General features: G+C 37.9%; 17 protein-coding genes. 6 read left to right on the top strand and 11 right to left on the bottom strand.

All coding sequences use genetic code 11. The features are described 5' to 3' along the window. Positions 1 to 37: 37 nt before the first annotated feature. Positions 38 to 1048, bottom strand: coding sequence for an LLM class flavin-dependent oxidoreductase (locus ACIQ2D_RS20585; RefSeq protein ID WP_402867174.1), 1011 nt, complete (start codon positions 1046 to 1048; stop codon positions 38 to 40). A 367-nt stretch (positions 1049 to 1415) separates the two neighbouring features. On the opposite strand from ACIQ2D_RS20585, the gene ACIQ2D_RS20580 reads away from it, so the two are divergent. From ACIQ2D_RS20580 to qoxD, 5 genes are all read left to right on the top strand, one after another. Beyond that, complete coding sequence (locus ACIQ2D_RS20580) at positions 1416 to 2261, top strand: DUF2785 domain-containing protein (RefSeq protein WP_402867173.1); 846 nt, start codon at positions 1416 to 1418, stop codon at positions 2259 to 2261. 733 nt (positions 2262 to 2994) lie between these two features. Then, the gene (gene qoxA, locus ACIQ2D_RS20575; protein ID WP_402867172.1) at positions 2995 to 3903 is read left to right on the top strand and encodes a cytochrome aa3 quinol oxidase subunit II; all 909 of its coding nucleotides are present in this window, start codon (positions 2995 to 2997) and stop codon (positions 3901 to 3903) included. A 27-nt stretch (positions 3904 to 3930) separates the two neighbouring features. Next, positions 3931 to 5874 carry a cytochrome aa3 quinol oxidase subunit I gene (gene qoxB / locus ACIQ2D_RS20570; protein ID WP_402867171.1) on the top strand — a complete coding sequence of 648 codons (1944 nt, stop codon included), beginning with the start codon at positions 3931 to 3933 and terminating at the stop codon, positions 5872 to 5874. A gap of 1 nt (position 5875) precedes the next feature. Continuing rightward, positions 5876 to 6475 carry a cytochrome aa3 quinol oxidase subunit III gene (gene qoxC / locus ACIQ2D_RS20565; RefSeq protein WP_402867170.1) on the top strand — a complete coding sequence of 200 codons (600 nt, stop codon included), beginning with the start codon at positions 5876 to 5878 and terminating at the stop codon, positions 6473 to 6475. Next, the gene (qoxD, locus tag ACIQ2D_RS20560; RefSeq protein ID WP_402867169.1) at positions 6475 to 6756 is read left to right on the top strand and encodes a cytochrome aa3 quinol oxidase subunit IV; all 282 of its coding nucleotides are present in this window, start codon (positions 6475 to 6477) and stop codon (positions 6754 to 6756) included. Before qoxC ends, qoxD begins: the two co-directional genes overlap by 1 nt. 188 nt (positions 6757 to 6944) lie before the next feature. Here the strand turns inward: qoxD and ACIQ2D_RS20555 are convergent, their stop codons facing one another. From ACIQ2D_RS20555 to ACIQ2D_RS20540, 4 genes are read right to left on the bottom strand one after another with little or no spacing between them, the layout of a single operon-like run. Next, positions 6945 to 7694, bottom strand: coding sequence for a response regulator transcription factor (locus ACIQ2D_RS20555; RefSeq protein WP_402867168.1), 750 nt, complete (start codon positions 7692 to 7694; stop codon positions 6945 to 6947). 14 nt (positions 7695 to 7708) lie between these two features. Next, positions 7709 to 9463 carry a sensor histidine kinase gene (locus tag ACIQ2D_RS20550; protein ID WP_402867167.1) on the bottom strand — a complete coding sequence of 585 codons (1755 nt, stop codon included), beginning with the start codon at positions 9461 to 9463 and terminating at the stop codon, positions 7709 to 7711. Next, on the bottom strand, positions 9453 to 10487 hold the full coding sequence (locus ACIQ2D_RS20545; protein WP_402867166.1) for an autoinducer 2 ABC transporter substrate-binding protein: 1035 nt from the start codon (positions 10485 to 10487) through the stop codon (positions 9453 to 9455). Before ACIQ2D_RS20545 ends, ACIQ2D_RS20550 begins: the two co-directional genes overlap by 11 nt. A 45-nt stretch (positions 10488 to 10532) precedes the next feature. Further along, on the bottom strand, positions 10533 to 11399 hold the full coding sequence (locus ACIQ2D_RS20540) for a helix-turn-helix transcriptional regulator (RefSeq protein ID WP_402867165.1): 867 nt from the start codon (positions 11397 to 11399) through the stop codon (positions 10533 to 10535). Positions 11400 to 11517: 118 nt separating this feature from the next. On the opposite strand from ACIQ2D_RS20540, the gene ACIQ2D_RS20535 reads away from it, so the two are divergent. Beyond that, complete coding sequence (locus tag ACIQ2D_RS20535) at positions 11518 to 13008, top strand: L-arabinose isomerase family protein (RefSeq protein ID WP_402867164.1); 1491 nt, start codon at positions 11518 to 11520, stop codon at positions 13006 to 13008. A 108-nt stretch (positions 13009 to 13116) separates the two neighbouring features. Here the strand turns inward: ACIQ2D_RS20535 and rhaA are convergent, their stop codons facing one another. The 6 genes from rhaA to ACIQ2D_RS20505 all read right to left on the bottom strand — a co-directional run bounded on the left by rhaA (position 13117) and on the right by ACIQ2D_RS20505 (position 20540). Next, complete coding sequence (gene rhaA / locus ACIQ2D_RS20530) at positions 13117 to 14370, bottom strand: L-rhamnose isomerase (protein WP_402867163.1); 1254 nt, start codon at positions 14368 to 14370, stop codon at positions 13117 to 13119. A gap of 11 nt (positions 14371 to 14381) precedes the next feature. Then, positions 14382 to 14696 (bottom strand): L-rhamnose mutarotase, encoded by a 315-nt coding sequence (gene rhaM, locus ACIQ2D_RS20525; protein ID WP_402867162.1) that lies wholly within the window; start codon positions 14694 to 14696, stop codon positions 14382 to 14384. Continuing rightward, positions 14693 to 16153 carry a rhamnulokinase gene (rhaB, locus tag ACIQ2D_RS20520; RefSeq protein ID WP_402867161.1) on the bottom strand — a complete coding sequence of 487 codons (1461 nt, stop codon included), beginning with the start codon at positions 16151 to 16153 and terminating at the stop codon, positions 14693 to 14695. Before rhaB ends, rhaM begins: the two co-directional genes overlap by 4 nt. A gap of 18 nt (positions 16154 to 16171) precedes the next feature. Further along, positions 16172 to 18235: a bifunctional aldolase/short-chain dehydrogenase gene (locus ACIQ2D_RS20515; protein WP_402867160.1), complete on the bottom strand. Its 2064-nt coding sequence runs from the start codon at positions 18233 to 18235 to the stop codon at positions 16172 to 16174. A 178-nt stretch (positions 18236 to 18413) separates the two neighbouring features. Next, a complete protein-coding gene (rhaS, locus tag ACIQ2D_RS20510; RefSeq protein ID WP_402867159.1) occupies positions 18414 to 19490 on the bottom strand; it encodes a rhamnose ABC transporter substrate-binding protein in 1077 nt (358 codons plus the stop codon). Positions 19491 to 19535: 45 nt separating this feature from the next. Beyond that, positions 19536 to 20540 (bottom strand): ABC transporter permease, encoded by a 1005-nt coding sequence (locus tag ACIQ2D_RS20505; RefSeq protein WP_402867158.1) that lies wholly within the window; start codon positions 20538 to 20540, stop codon positions 19536 to 19538. Positions 20541 to 20542: the final 2 nt, after the last annotated feature.

Here is a 20542-nt window from a genome sequence, read left to right as displayed (position 1 = left end):
AAGCCTTAGCATACTTTCCAAAGGAAGTATGTCTTTTTTATGTTAATGACATAGACTCTGCTAATAATCGGTAGCCGTTCACTCTTGATTCAATCGTTGGATAAAACGATAACATCATCACTTCTTCTACGCCAGCCTCTTTTGTCACTCGCTCTAGCTGCTCCGCAATTTTCGTAGGTGTTCCAATGAGCATGGAATTTCCCATGCGTGTTGCAGCACTTTCTTCTGCTGGTGTAAATGTATGAGCATGTGCTTCCTCAAGTGTAGGGAAATTCCCAATAGGCGTTCCAGAAAAAATACGAGCCCAAAATAACTGAGCAGGTCTAGCCAAGTAATATGCCTCTTCTTCCGTCTCAGCAGTAATAATACTAATCGAATAAATTCCATGTGGAGCAGTTAGCCAATTCGAAGGTTGGAATGTTTCATTATAATGACGAAGTGTCGGAACCGCAATATCAGGAGACATATGCGCAGCAAAAGCAAAGCCTACTCCTTTATTTGCCGCAAATTGCACACCACCATTACTAGAGCCAAGCATAAATATATTCGGAAGCTCCGGTGATGGCGAAAACTTAATTCGCGCAAATGGATGGTCAGTTGGAAAGTCCCGTTGAAAATAATGTAACAACTCCTCCAAGTTTTCTGGAAAATCATATTGATACACAGCTTCTCTCGAGCGTCTTAAAGCAAGTGCTGTAAGTCCATCTGTTCCTGGTGCTCGTCCGATTCCTAAATCAATACGTCCTGGATGTATCGCAGCTAATAATGCAAAATCTTCCGCTACCTTTAATGGACTATGGTTAGGTAACATGATGCCACCTGCCCCAACACGAATTGTTTTCGTCTGTGCTGCCGTATGTGCAATTAATATCGCTGGTGATGGACTAATTTGGTTTCCCGCATTATGATGCTCCGCAAACCAATACCTTTTATAACCTAAATCTTCTGCTAATTGCACAAAACGAACTGTTTGCGCAAGGGCTTCAGTCGCAGTTTGTCCTTGTAAAATCATGCCTATATCTAAAATAGATAATTGAATTTTCTTCATTAATATATCTTCCTCTATTCACGTATTTAACCTGTTAATCATATCAATTTTCTATCGTTTCTGGAAATCTCATAGCAGATTCAACTATTCTTTACTCGATATAATCAAAATCAAATAAAAATGGGCTCCATTGTCAATATCCTATCTCCCCTTAAAAGAAATTAGTTGCTTGTAGTCCAAACGCGAGACACCTACAGGAAAGCTAGTGCTGGAGCAGAAAGTAACTACCACTTTGATATATAGATATAATTGTATGATGATTTAATCATTATGAGTTCTTTATTATATTATTCTCTCACTAGAACGAGAGAATGTTTTGTTAAAAACGGTATAATGATACAAGATACTTACTATTGGGGGATTTAACATGGAACTTAAGGAAACGTTACAATCATTTTCAACAATGACATTCGCTGCTCGTCAGGCACTCCTCTTCGAGGATGGCGATGCACTTTTACAGCAAATGCTTTCACATATAGGCTCTACCGATGCTGAGTTGCGTGATCAGCTCATCTACCGGACATTTATCACTCTACTTAGCGATAATATGTTGCATTCCCATCAATTGCAATTTTTATTTGATACAGCGACAAGTGAAGATTTTTTGTATTCGCTAATCGGGGAAGAACATACCGATAGTGTTTTCACTCGCTCATTCTCAGCCTTACTTGTTGCAGGAATACTTGCAAAAGATGCAGAGCTACTAGTTTTAGAGGATAAAGGTCTAGATACTTTCTTTAAAAAAATTGGCCGATACTTATTATTAGAAAAAGATACGCGTGGTCAAGTTGAAGGGAAAGGCTGGGCGCATAGTATTTCACATGGTGCCGATTTAGCAACAGTGACCATTAAACACCCTAAATTCGACTTACAGTACGCACCTTCTATCTTGCATGCACTAAAATTAACAACTTGGAAAGATGTTGTCTATGTCAATGACGAAGAAGAACGCTTAGTGAACATTATTGAAGCATTACTTAGTCGTGGCTATTCAGAAGAAGTATTAATCGAATGGGTAGAACAAGTCTTCGACAAATTTGAAATGCATCTACTGACACAAGGTTATAATAATAGTTTTTTTAGCGGACGAACATGTACGTTAAATGTTATGAAAACTCTATTCTTCGCATTAAAAATGAATAATCAAGCTCCTAAGCTTCAAAATACCCTATACAACCAAATAGCGAAATGGTTAAAACTCGGTGCTTATTAACTCCTATTTTTTCCACAAAGGGTATCCTAACAAATTGGATACCCTTTTATTATTCCACAAAAATAACAATTCCCTTTATTTGTATTATTTTGAAGACAACCAATTATACTGACATAATTATTTTTAATATCTAAAAAACACCATCTACATTTTCCTTTACAAAGGAATAATATACTTTTATATCCATAAACAAACGTTTTCACATACCCTTTTCAAAAAAAAATATCAACTTTTTTGAACTGACCCCCTCTATAAATTAACGATTTTATTACAAATTAGCGTCTGAATTGTGAAGTGTAATTTTCCATCAACATTTTATTTACTTAGTTAAACATCACAAACTCAATGTTTTCAACGTTTACACAGTGTTAAATGAAGTAATGTAAAAAATACCAATTACAAAATAGTAATATTCGTTCAAAAAATGTTCATAATCAGTGTCAATTAACCTACAATTCTATAACAAAATAATGTTATTCCTCTTGGACGGGGCGTATAATCCTATATGCAAACACCGACAAGCCAATTGTCATTGAGGACGAATACAATTCGGATCAAAGCTCACTGACATGCTAGATTATGAGGCGATATTAATATTTCACCTACATATTCGTCTACTTTGCCAACACTTGCATTGACCAATCAAATATAGATATTCATTTCATACTTGAATAAATCTTTGTCAATGCGAACCTATTTAATAGGAATTGCCGTTTATAGAGAGGAGCCAAACATGAAGAAAAAAACGCGCTTAATGTTTTTAGCTTTCGCCGTTCTTGCGATTCTAAGTGGCTGTGAACCATTAACAGTCTTCGATCCAAAAGGGCCACAAGCAGAAACATTATCAAACACAATTATCTTATCCATTATTACAATGGTCTTCATCTTAATTGTTGTGTACGTACTTTTAGCATTCATGCTAACAAAATACCGTGCATCAAAAATGCCTGCAGACTACGAGCCACCACACGATGAGGGTAGTCTTGTACTAGAAATTACATGGACAGCTATTCCAATCCTTATTGTTACTTTCTTAGCTATTGTCACTGTAAAATCTACAGTTACTGTTGAATCGCCGCCTGAAGGCTACGATCATTCAGAACCACTAGTTATTTACGCATCATCTTCAAACTGGAAATGGCACTTCAGTTATCCAGAAGAGGGTGTTGAGACTGTAAACTATGTCAACATTCCGACAGACCGTCCAATCGAATTCAAACTTTATTCTTTCGGACCGATCACAAGTTTCTGGATTCCACAACTTGCTGGTCAAAAATATGCCATGAGTGACATGTTAACAACTATCCACCTTGCAGCAGATGAAGTTGGCTCATTTATGGGACGTAACTCAAACTTCAACGGTCGTGGCTTTGCTCAGATGGAATTCGAAGCACAAACTATGACGCAAGCTGACTTCGCACAATGGGTTTCTGATGTAAAAGCAAATGAAAAACCATTAACAGAAGAAAAATTTGAAGAACTTTTAGAAGCTGAACACGTTGGTCGTTCAAGCTATTCTTCTACTCACCTAGAGTTCAGTCCACCGCCAATGGAACATTCAGAGATGAATGAAAACGGCGGAGAAATGGATCACTCTAACATGGACCATGAAAACATGGATCACACAAATAATTCAAAATAACATCTAAACACGAAAGGAGCGCATCCAATGAGTATGGAGGTACTTTTCCATCCAATGCAAGAACCGATGATTTTTATGGCGGCACTTAGTATTATTTTTGGTACTATAGCAATCGTAGTTGGTCTTACTTATTTCAAACAATGGGGCAACCTGTATCACAACTGGCTCTCAACAGTAGACCATAAAAAAATCGGTATTATGTATATCGCGGTAGCACTATTAATGCTATTCCGTGGTGGTGTTGACGCACTTCTAATGCGTGCGCAAACTGCCGTTCCAGATAACGGACTTTTAAATGCACAACACTACAATGAAATTTTCACAACACATGGTTTAATCATGATTTTATTTATGGCGATGCCTTTCGTTATTGGTTTAATGAACATCGTTATTCCATTACAAATCGGTGCACGTGACGTTGCTTTCCCACGTCTAAACGCAGTCAGCTTCTGGTTATTCGCAGCTGGTGCAGGTTTACTAAACATTTCATTCATCATCGGTGGTTCACCAGATGCTGGATGGACAGCCTACTTCCCACTAGCAGGTCTTGAGTTTAGTCCGACCGTCGGAAACAACTATTACGCTTTCGCACTACAATTATCCGGTCTTGGTACTTTAATGACTGGTATTAACTTCATCGCAACAATTATGAAAATGCGTGCACCAGGTATGGGCTTAATGAAAATGCCTATGTTCACGTGGTCAGTATTAATCACAAACGTTATCATTGTATTTGCTTTCCCAGTATTAACTGTAGCACTTGCATTAATGACTTTAGACCGTCAATTTGGCACAAAATTCTTTGCTATGTCAGACGGTGGTATGGATATGCTTTGGGCCAACCTATTCTGGGTTTGGGGACATCCTGAAGTATATATCGTTATCCTACCTGCCTTCGGTATTTTCTCTGAAATCATTGCAACGTTTGCCCGTAAAAACTTATACGGCTACAAATCAATGGTTATGAGTATGGTTGTTATTTCTTTACTGTCATTCATAGTATGGGCTCACCATTTCTACACAATGGGTCACGGTGCTATGGTAAATGGCGTATTCTCTATTACAACAATGGCGATTGCAGTACCAACCGGTGTTAAGATATTCAACTGGTTACTCACGATGAGGAAGGGTAAAATCGTCTTTACCACTCCGATGCTTTATACACTTGGCTTCATTCCGATCTTTACGATTGGTGGGGTTACAGGGGTAATGCTTGCAATGGCAAGTGCCGACTATCAATATCATAATACGTTATTCTTAGTTGCCCACTTCCACTATGTATTAATTCCAGGTACAGTATTCGGTGTACTTGCAGGTTACCACTTCTGGTGGCCGAAGATGTTCGGTTTCCGTTTAAATGAAAAATTAGGTAAGCTTGGTTTCTGGTTAATCGCAATTAGCTTTAACGTAACTTTCTTCCCTATGTTTATCCAAGGTTTAGATGGCTACGCACGTCGTATGTACACATACTCTGAATCTACAGGCTACGGTCCACTTAGTATGCTATCGTTTATCGGTGCACTTGGACTTGCTGCTGGTTTCGCGGTTATCGTATATAACATTTACTACAGCTGGAAACACATGCCTCGTAACGAAAAGGCAGACGTTTGGGATGGTCGTTCATTAGAATGGGCTACTCACTCTCCAGTACCTGAATATAACTTTGCGGTAGTACCAACTATCAATCGTTTAGATGAATTCTGGTTTGCGAAAAAAGAAGGTCGTGACATTACGGCTGGAAAATATGAAAAAATCCACATGCCAAATAACTCTGCTGCACCATTCTGGATGAGCGGTGTCTTCTTCCTGGCTGCATTCTTCGCAGTATTTAGTGCATGGACATTAGCTATTATTTGCGTGATTGGTATATTTGGTTTCATGGCTGTTCGTTCATTCGAAAAAGACGATGGCCGTTACATTTCAGTTGAAGAAATTACTGCAACTGAGAATCGTTTGAGAGGTGACAAATAATATGAAAATCGATTCTTCACTTCCATTAGAATATAGTACAGAGGAAAATCGTCTGAAAATCTTCGGATTCTGGATTTTCCTTGGCGCGGAGATTGCCTTATTCGCCACACTTTTCACTGTTTACTTTGTGTTGGAAAACCGTACAGGTAGTGGCCCAACTGGTGCTGAGATATTCGAACTAACGCCAGTATTACTAGAAACTTTCATACTATTAACAAGTAGTTTTACAATTGGTCTTGGTGTTCATGCTATGCGCCTTGGCAATAAAAAAGCGATGATGTCTTTCTACATCATTACGCTTATCCTTGGTCTTGCTTTCTTAAGTATTGAAATCTTTGAATTCTTCACTTATGTAAGTCATGGCGCTACAATTACTACTAGCGCATTCTTATCAGCATTAATGACTTTACTAGGTACACACGGAGCTCACGTTACTTTCGGTTTATTCTGGGGTATTGCGATTTTAATTCAAGTTGCAAAACGTGGTTTAAATGATAAAACGGCGAACAAAGCGTTTATCTTCTCACTGTACTGGCATTTCCTAGACGTTGTTTGGATTTTCATCTTCAGCTTCGTCTACCTGAAAGGACTGATTAGCTGATGAAGGAACTATTCCCTAAACAACATGTGATGGGCTTTGGCTTTTCACTGTTACTAACACTTGTAGCACTATCTGTAGTGACATTTGACATGTCCTATAACATTGCCTTCGCTATCTTACTAGTTACAGCTCTTGCACAAGCAACAGTTCAATTAGTATTATTCATGCACGCAGGTGAATCTGAAGATAAGAATACAATCTACACATCAATTTTATATGCAGTATTTGTTGGTGTTGTAACAATCCTTGGTTCCCTATTAACAATGATCTGGGGTTATTAATAAAAAAAAGCCGAGAAAATGGTTATCATTTTCTCGGCTTTTTCTATTAGTGTCTGTATACTATCACTTAACATAGGCATTTTATCAACAACATACACACAATCTTTATTTTAACTGATTTACAAGAACACCATTCAAATTTAAAGAGGTGCCCTACTAGGTCAACGTATGACTTATTGGACACCTCCTTAATCTTTCATTTCATGATTTCGTATTTGTGAGGGAAGTCTCCCGTAATATTTTTTAAATAATTTACTGAAATACTTTGTATCAGTATAGCCTATAGCCTCAGCAATTTCATATACTTTCATCGTTGTAGTCTGTAAAAAATACAAAGCTTTCTCCATACGTTTTTTCGTTACATAATCAAGCACAGTTTCACCTGTTTTTCGCTTAAAATACTCACTAAAATAAGTAGCATTCATGTATACTTGATTGGCAATTCTCTCAATCGTTAAGTTTTCACTTAAATGCTCCAGTATCCACTGCTTCGCCAATTCAATAGAAACATTTTTGGCATTCATCGCTATACCGTCCACATCAGTTTTAAACAATGTCTTAATTCGCGTTAAGCATTTCTGTAATTCAAGACGATCCACAGGCTTTAATAAATAGTCTATCGTTCCTTCTCTCATTGCTTTTTGAATATAGTCAAAATCATCATAGCCACTAATGATGACCGAATGATATACCTTAGATTGTTCATTTAAACGTGTTATTAACTCCAATCCACTCATTACTGGCATCTTCACATCTGTAAATAACACATCAAAATCTAGTTTGTCCTTATTAATTGCTTGCAAGCATTCAAGCCCATCTGCGTAAGCTCCCACGATCTCCCATTCCTCACCATTACTTAAAATTAAACGTTCAATACCTTTTCTTAATCGGCTTTCATCATCGACAATGATAAATTTAATGCGCTCCTTCAATGGCATCAACACCACCTCTCTTAGGTAGGTATATTTAGTGTAATTACTGTTCCGCTTCCTTCCGTACTAGCAATTCGCAAGCGAAAATCATTGCCAAAATGAAGTACAAGCCTGCCATTGACATTCGTTAAACCAAAACTGTCCTCTTTGTTGATTGTATGTTCCATCTTTAGTTTCCGCTCTACTTCACGTAATTGTGAAACAGACATTCCCCTACCATTATCTTCGATAATAATTTCCATAATCCCTGCTCTCTCAGTAACTTGTATTTGAATAACTAACATTTGCCCTGCTATAAATCCATGCTCTAATGAATTCTCAATCAGCGGCTGCAGTATAAATTTAGGCGTGATATTATCTAATACATCACCATTTGTCGTAATATGATATGATAGTGATTCTTCAAAACGTGCTTTTTGAATCATTAAGTAATCGTCTGCATGGCGAAGCTCCAATTGTAAAGGAACCATTTGGTCTCTATTTCCTAAAGAGTAACGTAGCATACGACCTAGATTAGTCACCATCTCCACAACTAATTCCTGCTCCCCTTCCTCCACCATGAAAGCAATATTTTCTAATGTGTTATACATAAAATGTGGGTTAATTTGTGACTGCAATGCATAAAGTTCAGCTTCCTTTTGCTTCAGCTCCATATCATATTTTTCATCAATAAGTTCCTCAATTTCATGAAGCATTTTTGTAAATGCTTTCGATAACGTCCCTACTTCATTATCCGACTCCTCCGGCAAATAAATATTAAAGTCTCCCTTTTCTGCTTTCTTCATCTCCTTGACAAGTCGTTGAATAGGCTTTGCTACTCCCCATGCCAGCAAAATCGAACTAATAATTGCCAGTGTAATAATTGCAAAAAACGAAAAAATAGTTAAATTTCTAACAAAATCAGATTCCTCTGTTAAATGACTAACAGGAATCGTATGCACAAACGTCCAACGATTCTGGACGCTTTGTGCACTACTAAATAAGATAGACTCTGACTGAAAGCTTCCATTCGAAAGTGGATAATTTGCCATTTCCGTATCTCTACTTCCAATCAAGTTTGGATCAGTATGATAAATAAAATAATTCTGCTGATCGAACATCCACATTATAGCGTCTGCCTGTTCATCAACAGTTGCTAATGTTTTTTCCATAAAGGCCAAGTCTAAGGCCACATATAAAGTGCCTAAATTATTGCGATTTTCATAATCAACAATTTGTTTTACTAATAGCACATACGGCTTATTATCATAAAATTGCACTACGGTCTCATGCGGAAAAAAAATTTGCTCCTCATTCGATAAATTATATGCATTTCCATACAGCCCAATTTTATCCTTTGTAGAGTAGCCTGATGTAAATGTGGTTTTCGTATATTCAAAAAGCCGATTGTTTGATGCGATAAAAGCACCAATAATATAGTTCCTACTCCCTTCCATAAAATTCCCGGCTAAATAATTTTCGACTTTATGTAAATCCTGGCGCGCACTCGAAACATTTTGGTACGATTCATCTCGTAGAACATTTATAACATCCGGATAATTATAAATTTGTCCCATTTCATCATAATATTGATCAATTTGCCTTTCTAAATTATTATTTGCTTGATTTAATAATCTCGGCACATAAATCCCTACTTGACGCTCCACTGACAGTACATACTGGCTATAAGCGATATACCCTAATAAGGCAGTTGGTAATATTGTAATAACAATATAAGATAGCAATAATTTAGTTTTTAAATTCAAATTATGAAAGCGGAATTTTTTAAAACTCATATTGATCTACATTCTCCTTTGTAAAATCAATAGGTTCGCCCATAATGACACGATTTTCCGTCGCCTCTACCCGAATAATACCAACTCGTTGGATAAAACTATAATCTTCTATAGGCTGTCCCTTTAGTAAATAGTCGGTTAACGCAATCATTAAATAGCCAAGCTTTTTCGGGCTCCAAAGGGTAACAACTTGGGCAGAGCCATCATGTAAATATGTTCTCATTAGATTGGGCGTCGATAGCCCCACAACTGCGACTTTCCCTTTCTTACCTAAATCAAGTACTGCTTGCGCTGCAGCAGGTGGCCCAACAGATGAGTTGCCAATAATTCCTTTTAATGAAGGATATGTTGTTAGTAATGTAGTTGCTACTTTATATGCGGTTGCAGGATCATCGTTTGTAGACACAACCTCTACTAACTTCATATTCGGGTAATAGTCCTTCCATTGCGATTGAATCCACTTCACCCATTCATTATGATTTTTTGCTGAGAAAGAGCCCGTCATTATCGCATAATCACCAACTTCATTTGTTTGCATCGCTAATTGATCCATTAAATGACGTCCTAATTTTTCTGCATCTACCATATCAACAAATAAATCTCTTGATGTAGGCTCACTATCTGAATCCCAGGTTACCACCTTAATTCCTTTCTCTTTGGCACGCTGTAACACAGGTGAAAGACTTTTACTATCAATCACTGATACGGCAATAGCATCCACTTCTTTAAGAATCATTTTTTCTACTATCTTTAATTGTTGCTCTGCACTTGCTTGCGTTGGTGATGCGTAAATGAGTTCAATATTTAATTGCTTAGCTGCCTCTAATACCCCTTCGTAAATCGATTCAAAGTATGATATATTTCCTACCTTAGGAATGTAAGCAATACGAAAATGTTTTTGTATTTCCTGTTCCTTTAATGACTGTTCTTCCTTAACTTTCTTCGCTTCATACAGTACAACATAGCGTTCTTTTGGTGCACAGCTACATAAACAGCAAACAATTGCCACGATGAACAGTAGCATCCTGGAATTCCTCTTCATTAGCATCCCTCACTCAAATGATCCATCTTATGTCCAGCTAGTCCGATATACAAGCGGTGTAATCCCCTCTCGCTTTTTAAATAAATCGATAAAATGACTTACATCTTCAATTCCAACTGCACGTGCAATCTCTGATACGGTATCATTACTATTACGCAGGAGTTTTTTTGCATGATGGATACGCTGAACAATAAGATACTCATTCGGCGAGAAGCCAATATACTTTTTAAATTGCTTTACCATCTGAAATTTATTAATCATTAGTCGTGAAGCAAGTAAATCTAATTTCCACTTTCTTGTATATTCATTTTTTAATATCGATTGTAATTCAAGTACATAGCTTGGTATTTTTTCGCTGTATGATGGTTTAAAAAGCGATAACCTGACCATTTCAACTAATATATTTTGAATAGTATGCGAGATTTCCACTTCATCATAAAATTGACGCTTCTCTAAAAGTGGTGTGAGTTCTTTGAGCTGACGTGCAATATACTCATATTGATGAATATTCTGCACTAGACCGTTATATTCTTTTAGTAATTCAAAATAAGACGTTACCATCGATCCATTTATGTGTACCCATATAAAATCCCACGTCCCAGTCGGATCAGTCCAGTACTTTTGATATCGCTCACAATGAATGAAAAATACACTTCCTTTTTGTAAGGTATGACACTCTCCTTCATACTGAAGAAACCCTTTTCCATCTAATGTTAGTAAGAGTAAATATATATCTAATCCTTTGCGTTCTGTGTAGTAGGCAGAAGTCGTAAAAAAGGTACCAAATTCATGTAAAGTGTTTAAATATTTTTTGGCCTTTATTGATGGGCTATCTGTTATCCAAATAGAATCAGCTGACCATTTCCCCTCATACTGTTGCCACAATGTTCTCATCACTCCTAAACATCAAGATAGTCCTATAAATACCCAACATTCACTAATGATTAATAATTCCGAAAATTTTATGATTATTTATATCATACATTTTTTGCTTAAAGGAGGACAACCACAAATGATAAGGAAGCACTATGTAAAACCTCGTATAGGTCTGTATTCTACTGGTTTAGAAGCTTACTGGCCTCAGTTTAACGGCCTAAAGGAGCGATTAACTATCTATAATTCGTTTATTGAACAACAGTTAGAGGATATTTGCGATGTATTTAATTATGGGCTTGTCGACAATATAGATCATGCTAGACGTGCTGGGGACTGGTTTGTTACTCAACAAGTGGATGTTATATTTCTACATGCCGCCACATATGCAACAAGTGCTACCATCTTACCTATACATCAACGTTGCAATGCACAAGTCATTATTTTAAATTTACAGCCAAGTCCACAGTTAAATTATAGTGAGACAAATACAGGTGAATGGCTAGCCAATTGCGGAGCCTGCCCTGTACCGGAATTCGCAAATGCACTACACCGTGCCAATATCCATTATGAAATTATCAATGGTTTACTTGGGCAATTTGAAAGTCCAACATTGGCACTTTCAAATGAAGTAACTCATCATTTACCAGAAGCAAAAAACGCATGGGCAATAATTTCCGACTGGGTACAAGCCGCTAAAATTAAACGTAATTTAAATAATGCGACTTTCGGTTTTCTAGGGAATACCTACAGTGGCATGCTTGATTTGTATAGTGATTTTACAATGTTACAGGCACAAACCGGGATTAATATTGATATCTTAGAAATGGATGACTTACAAGCTATTAAACAAACTGTTACAGTTGAGGATATCCTCCAAACTGCGAATACTATTGAAAATATGTTTCTTATAGCAGAAGATTCTTCTGCAGAGAAATTTGCAAAAAAGCCAAGTGCACAACAGCTACAACAAGCTTATGAGGTAGCAGCAGCACAGCAAAAATTGGTACAGCATCATAAGTTAGATGCCATTGCTTACTACTATCATGGTGCTCCTGGTAGTACCTTTGAACAATTACAAAGTGATTTTATTGTAGGTCATTCACTTTTAACTGCTCAAGGAATACCTTGTGCGGGGGAAGGAGATTTAAAAACAGCCATTGCAATGAAAGTATGTGACATTATTCAAAGTGGCGGCAGTTTTTGCGAAATCGTGGTTACAGATTATCAAGAAGGTACCATTCTATTCGGACATGACGGACCCTTTCATATCGAAATTGCTGAAGGAAAGCCTTCATTAAGAAGAATGGGCGTATACCATGGCAAGCAAGGAAGTGGGATCTCTGTTGAAGCTAAGGTTAAAACTGGACCTATTACACTTCTCTTCTTAACTCAGACAGTAGACGGACGTTTGAAATGGATTATTAGTGAGGGCGAATCAACAAATGGTCCAATTATGCAAATTGGTAACACCCAAACACCTGTCAAATTTCCTAGGCATCCTGATGCTTATTTTGATACTTTATTTAAAGAAGGACCTACACACCACTGTGCTATGTCAATTGGACATAATGCCTCTATTTTTTCTAAAATGGCGATATTGTTAGGAATAGACTATACGGTTATTTGAAGAATCAATTACGCCTCAGTGTAATTGCGTCCATCCATAGAGGAGGAGTCTACTATTAAATAAATATAAAAGCAACTCGCTACATCGAGCGAGTTGCTTTTTTATCTTTTACTGGCGAACGAATAATTCATTTTTTTCGTATTCCTCTACATCTTTTAGCCACTGTTCACCTACAGGTACATTCATTTCCTGGCAGTAATAGTCCCAAACAGCCCCAAAAGGATAGGTTTTAAACTCCTCCATTAATGCTAGCCTCACCGTATAACTTCCATCATCTTGATGCTTTTTTAATAAGTCATGTGGCAATAATAAAGCGTATAATAATGCCTTAATCATATTGCGTGTGCCAATTGTCCAGGCAGCTACACGATTAATGCTCGCATCAAAGAAATCTAAACCAATTTTCACTCGATCCACCGCATCATTACGAATAATTTCAATTGCAATTTCCTTTAACTCATCGTCTAAAATTACGACATGATCACTATCCCAGCGTACCGGCCTTGAAACATGTAGTGCGACTATCTCTGTAAATAGTAGCATAGCAGATATTTTATTAGATACCGTTTCAGTCGGATGATAATGCCCTGTATCCATTAAATAGATCTTATCGTTTTTTAAGGCATACCCCATATAAAACTCATGTGAGCCAACAACATATGATTCCGAACCGATACCAAACACTTTACTTTCCACTGCATCCAGTAAAAAATCCTCACTAATCGATTCTGCATATATAGCGTCGAGCGATTGCTTTAATCGCTGTCTCGGCGTTAGTCGATCAGATGGAATATCTTTAAAACCGTCTGGAATCCAAATATTCATTAGGCAAGGTGTACCTAGTTGTTCGCCAAAGTATGCCGCTATTTTACGGCTACCAACACAATGATCAATCCAAAACTTGCGGATTTTTTCATTTGGATGCGCAAGTGTAAGTCCTTCCTTAGCTAATGGATGTGAAAATAATGTCGGGTTATAATCCAAGCCAACTTTCATTTTTTTAGCCCAGTTTACCCAGTTTTCAAAATGTTTTGGTTCAAGCTCATTTCGCTCTACCATTTGTCCATTTGTTTCTGCATACAATGCATGTAAATTCACTCGATGCTGACCTGGTATTAGTGATAATGCTATTTCTAAGTCTTGACGAAGTTCCTCAGGTGTACGCGCCTTCCCTGGATAATCCCCCGTTACATCAATCCCCCCAGATAATTCACTTTTATTCACTTCAAACCCACCTATATCATCACCTTGCCAACAATGAATCGAAATCGGTATAGTTTTTAACACTGCTAACGCAGCATCGACATCAATGCCCCACTTACTATACTTTTCCTTCGCATACATATACATTTGGTCCACCATTTATTCTCCCCCTATGGTAAATAAAATACAGGTGCCAGTGGTATTGCTACTGGACTACAATTTTCATTCGTTTTCATCAATGGCTCCATATAGGCCCACCATTTTTGACAAATCTCTGTATCTGCTAATGCCTGCCACCTTGCCTCATCCTCAATCTCTACATATGCAAATAATTGGCCTGTCTCTTCATCTAAAAATATGGAATAATTATGTGCTCCATGTGCTTTTAATGCCATCTCCATATCCGGCCAAAGGTCATCGTGTCTTTTTTGATACTCCTCGAAGCAATCTACATTCACAAACATTTTTGTCGCTACTCGTCTCATGAATATTTTCGCTCCTTCATCACTTGTCTTTTAAATTGTTCTATTAGTAATTTTGCATTTATTTTTTCAGGCTGAAAGATTTGCATTTCTATCGATTGGTGCACGAATTGCCTTGCCTCTTCCAAGCTATGAAATTTCCCATCTGCTATTAGCTGTAACATGATATTTCCGATAGCAGTCGCTTCTGACGGTCCAGCGTAAACTTTTCGTTGGCTCATATTAGCCGTCATTTGATTTAATAAATGATTTTTAGAACCTCCCCCAACAACATATAGAACATTGATGGGGTATTTAGTAATTTGCTGAAGATGTTCTATTGCAATTGCGTAAATAATGGATAGATTAGAAAAAATACAGGCAGCTAGCTCACCTATTGTTTTAGGAATACTCTGCCCAGTTTCTTGACAATATTGCTTAATTTCAACAATCATATTAGACGGATTTAAAAAACGTTCCTCATTAAAATCAATAAATTGCTGATAGGGTTGGACATGGGAAGCCTCCAATATTACTTGCTCTAATGTATATTTTTGCTCATAATTCTTTAGTACTTCTTGTAAAATCCACAGTCCCATTATATTTTTTAATACACGATACGTATTAAAAACACCCCACTCATTCGTATAGTTTTCTACATAGCTACATTCCGTTATAATAGGATCTTGTCTTTCAATCCCTAATAATGACCAAGTTCCACTGCTTAAATAGGCCCAGTTACCCTGCGTGCTTGGTGTACCGGCAATGGCAGAGGCCGTATCATGCGATGCAACGGCAATGACTTTACTTATAGGCAAATCAAAATCTACAAAAAGCTCATTTTGCAGCATCCCAATCTTTTCGCCCGGTTTAATGAGTGGCGCAAATTGTGTAGCCTCCACACCAATGATGGCTAGTAGCTCCTCATCAAAATTCTGAGTTGTCACATTTAATAATTGCATAGTAGATGCATTTGTCCATTCAAGCACTGCAACACCAGTTAATCGGTAGGCTAAATAGTCTGGGATGAGTAAAATATATTTTGCCTTAGCCAGCAATGTCTTTTCTTCCATTAATAGTTGAAAACACGTATTGAAGTTTTGTATTTGAATACCTGTTTTATTGTATATTTCTTTACAAGAAATATGAGCTTCCATTAATTCAATAGCCGTGTCTGTACGGTGATCTCTGTAGCAATAAGCTTCCTGCAAACGTTCTCCATTTTCGTTTATCAACACATAATCGACCGCCCAAGTATCAATGCCAATTGTAATATTGTCATAGCCAAGCTTCTTTACTTTTTCAAGCCCTATAATAATTTCGGTTAAAAGTCGCTCTACATTCCATGTTGCTCGCCCATTTTGCATTGCAAAACAATTCGGAAAGCGATGTACCTCCTGTAGCTTAAGCTTTCCATCTTCTACGAGACCAAGTAACAATCTTCCACTTGACGCGCCAATATCTATCGCCACATGTGTCATCTTTTTACCTCCTTACGATTAACGTGTAAATGCAGCAGGTACGCCACCATCCACGGTTAACATGCATCCTGTCGTTTTATCCGATTTGGATGAAGCAAAGTAGGCAACTGCCTCCGCAATATCAGCAGGATAAATATTTACAAGCAATGTCGTGCGCAGTTTATAATGTTCTTCCAACTGATCCGGTTCAATACCGTATGCAGCCGCCCGCTCCTCTCGCCATCTTGAACCCCAAATAGCTGAACCTTGTAGCACTGCATCAGGTAAAACCGAATTGACACGTATACCATACTGTCCACCCTCTGTTGCTATACATCTTGCTAAATGCGTTTCTAATGCCTTTACTGCACTATAAGCTGATGCATTTTTCCCTGCATAAATTGAATTTTTAGATCCGATAAATACCATGCTGCCACCAAGCCCTTGTACTTTCATTTGTTTAAAGGCTTCGCGAGCAACAAGGAAATAGCCCGTTCCTAATACATCCATATTTAGTTGCCATTCTTGTAATGTGGTTTCATCAAATGGACTCGAAGTTGCTAGTCCTGCATTATTGATAATAATATCAACCCCACCAAAGGTAATGGCTGCTTGTGCATATGCATGCTGTACGAACTCCTCCTTCGTTACATCCATAGGAATGGCTATAGCACGTGTCTCTTGATATGTGCTATTAAGATCTGCTGCAACTTTTTCAGCTCCTTCTCGATTCAAATCTGCTAATACAACATGTGCACCTTCATCAACCAATTTGCGCGCCGTAGCACTTCCAATCCCTCCTGCACCACCTGTAATAAATGCCACCCTTCGAGAAAACTCTGCTTCTCTTGGCGCCAATGTTAACTTGTATAGCTCCAAAGGCCAGTACTCCACATTAAACGATTCATTTTCATTGAGCGACACGAACTCACCTAATGCTGTCGCCCCCTTCATCACTGCAATAGCTCTATGGTATAAAGAACCGCTAATCTGTGCATTGCTTTTACTTTTACCGGAAGTTACCATACCTACTCCTGGGATTAATATGACCCGCGGTGCCGTTGGAAACATCTTATCTCCTTCATTTTGATTGTCAGCAAAGTATGTAGCATATGCTTTTCGATACCCGGCTATCCCTTCTTTTATAAGCTCTTGGAGCACCTCCAAGCTTTGCTGTTCTGGGTTCCAATCAATAAACAAAGGTTTCATTTTCGTATGCACTAGATGATCTGGACATGCTGCCCCGATTTGTGATAGCTGTTTCGCATCTTTGCTATTAACAAACTGCAAAATATTATCTGCATCATCAAAGTTTAATAAAACCTGCTGTTCTTTACTTATTTCACCTCGGATTAATGGCATTATTGAAGCTGCTACTTCTTTACGTTGTTCCTCAGCCAAGCTGACTACCGTTTCTCCACTAAATGGTGCGTCTCTTTGATGTTTTGCAATAAATGCCTCAGCCTCGTTAATAATCGAAATCGTTTGCTGATAACATGCCTCTGAGGTTTCCCCCCAGGTCACTAAGCCATGCTTCTCCATTAACACTAGCTCTGCTTGAGGATTACTACGCACACCCTGTGCAATCATTTTTGATAACTCAAATCCTGGCCGTATATAAGGTACCCATACAAAGCGATTGCCAAATATAGCTTCCGCAATTTCCCTACCATTGCTTGCACAACAAATGCTAATAATTGCGTCAGGATGTGTATGATCAACATGCTTAAATGGTAAAAATGCATGTAATAATGTTTCAATCGACATACGAGGATGTGTAGCGTCCACCATACAATGTGTTAAATAAGTTACCATTTCCTCATCCGTCATATGGTCACGCTCTAGCAACGGTAAAATGTTTTCTAATTTCAACCCAGTAAAATTTGAGGCATGCATTGATGCTAAATCCGAGCCGCTTCCCTTCACCCATAAAACGTCAATTTCTTGCCCGCGAAAATCCTTCTCACTCGTTTTCATGGATGTATTACCACCACCCCAGTTACACACTGTTCGATTCGAGCCAATGATATTTGATCGATAAACTAGTTCCTCTACGCCTGTTAACATCGTTGCTTTATCCTGAGACCAAACATTTTGCGCCATTTAATTCCCTCCCACGTACGTTTTATAAAAAAATGCATTAAAATATCCTTTTCTCTTAGCAAACTACTTTCGAGGCAAATTCAATAGTAAGCTTCCAATTCGTATACCTAGACGCTTAGTAAAATTTTCATAATCTTAAAAAAATCCTCAGTCTAAATCAGGACTGAGGATTTTCTGATTAGTAAACTTCTTTCCATTCTGCAATATTATCTTTATCGAACTTGAATGGTTCTCCTAGCATTATTTGTGTACCATCGCCATCTTCAACAACCGACTTTTCACCTGTACGACCTGCTTCAAATGTGTCGCCGACTTTCCCCTCAATGTCACCATTCACCAATGCAACAGCTGAATAGCCTGCTGCGTAGCCCACGTCAATCGGATTCCATAAATACATCCAAGGACATACACCATTTTCGATGTAAGAAGCCATTTCGCTTGGTAAACCTAAGCCTGTTAGCATCACTTTCCCCGCTAAACCTTTATCAGTTAACACCTTTCCTGCCGCTGCAATTCCTACAGTCGTCGGTGCTATAATCCCTTTTAAGTCAGGGTATGTTTTTAATAATGCCTCTGTTTCAGATACACTCTTGTCACGTAAATCATCACCATAGGCCACTTTTACTAATTCAATATCTTTATACGTATCTTTTTCAAGCTCTTTTTGCATATACTCAATCCATAGATTTTGGTTTGTCGCTTGAGAAGTGGCACTTAAAATGGCAATTTGCCCTTTACCACCAATCATCTCTGAAATTGCTTCGATTTGAATACGGCCGATTGCTTCTGGGTCAGCTTGATTGACATGTGTCATTCGACTTTTCGCATTTACAGCTGAGTCCGTAGAAATTACTTTAATTCCTAAGTCCATTGCTTTTTTCAATGCAGGCTGTAATGCATCCGGGTCATTCCCAGCTAACGTAATGGAATCTACCTTTTGTGTAATTAATTGCTCAATAATTTGAATTTGTGCTTCTGCAGTTGGTTGATCTGGTGCACGTAAAATTGCTTCACCATCTAATTCATTGATGGCTTCCTCAAAGCCTTGCATCATTTTTTCCCCATAAGGATTTCCTGTATTTTTAAAGATAAAGGCATGTTTCTTTGGTGCGCCATCATCCACTTTTTCATCACTTGGCTTATTATCATCTGTGTTAGAATTGCTATTACTACTACTTGTATTACCTTGTGTGCATCCAGCTAAAACACCTAAAAACAACATCATCGTTGCAAGAAATATGAAAAACTTCTTCATCCAAACACCCCTTTTTATTGTTTATCTATGTGTCATTCATTGTTGCTATAATTTACGTACACTCTTTAACTTTGGCACAATAACAGCGAATAATAATAAACCACCAATAACAATCATCAAAGTTTGAGACGGAATATTAATCAACCCTAAACCGTATTGCAAATAGCCCACAATGAAAATTGCAATCACCGTACCTATTAATCTCCCTTTACCACCAGCGGTACTGATACCACCAAGTGCTGCCATCGCAATGACATCAAGCTCATAGGCATTCGCAATATTGGGCCTTGTGCTACCCATTCTAGATGCTAAAAATACAGCGGTAACAGCAGCCATCAAGCCTGCTATCATATACACAATCAGCTTTGTTCTTGTGACATTCACACCTGAATATTTACTTGCAACATCGTTATGTCCAATCGCATATACACGACGACCAAAAGACGTTTTATGAAGTAATAGACCAAATATCACTGCCGTAATGATAAAAACAATGAAGATAAAAGGTACCCCGAAAACATACCCCCATCCAAAGAATCCAAACCATTCTGGGAAATTCCCGGATGCCTGATCTTCCAAAATTATATAGGCAACTCCTCTATACAAAATCATTGTTCCTAACGTTACAATAACAGCTGACAATTCCGGAAATTTTGTAATTAAAAAACCGTTGAATAATCCGCATAGTGCACCAACGGCCAAGCAGATGACAATTGCCAGCTCCATTGGTAAACCGAACACATTATAAGCTGTTGCCATCATGACCGATGATAAGGCAACTGTTGAACCAACGGATATGTCAATTTCCCGCATAATCATGATAAAAGCCATCGGGAAGACGATAAACGACTTATCTAAAAAAATCATTGTCGCATCTCTTAGGCTTGTAACATTGAAAAAGTAAGGCGATAATAGTGTGTTTAGTAAGATAACACCGAGGAAGATTAATACTAAAAGCCATTCCCACTGCAAAAAAACAGTCTTTGCCGTTAACGATCGGTGCGCTTCTAGCTTCCTATGAACATATGATTCTTCTATTTTAGATGACATGC

This window comes from Lysinibacillus sp. NPDC097287 (assembly GCF_044761695.1).
Classification (GTDB): Bacteria; Bacillota; Bacilli; order Bacillales_A; family Planococcaceae; genus Lysinibacillus.
Note: the sequence above shows the minus strand (reverse complement) of the source record. Positions and strands in the feature narration are given on the sequence as shown.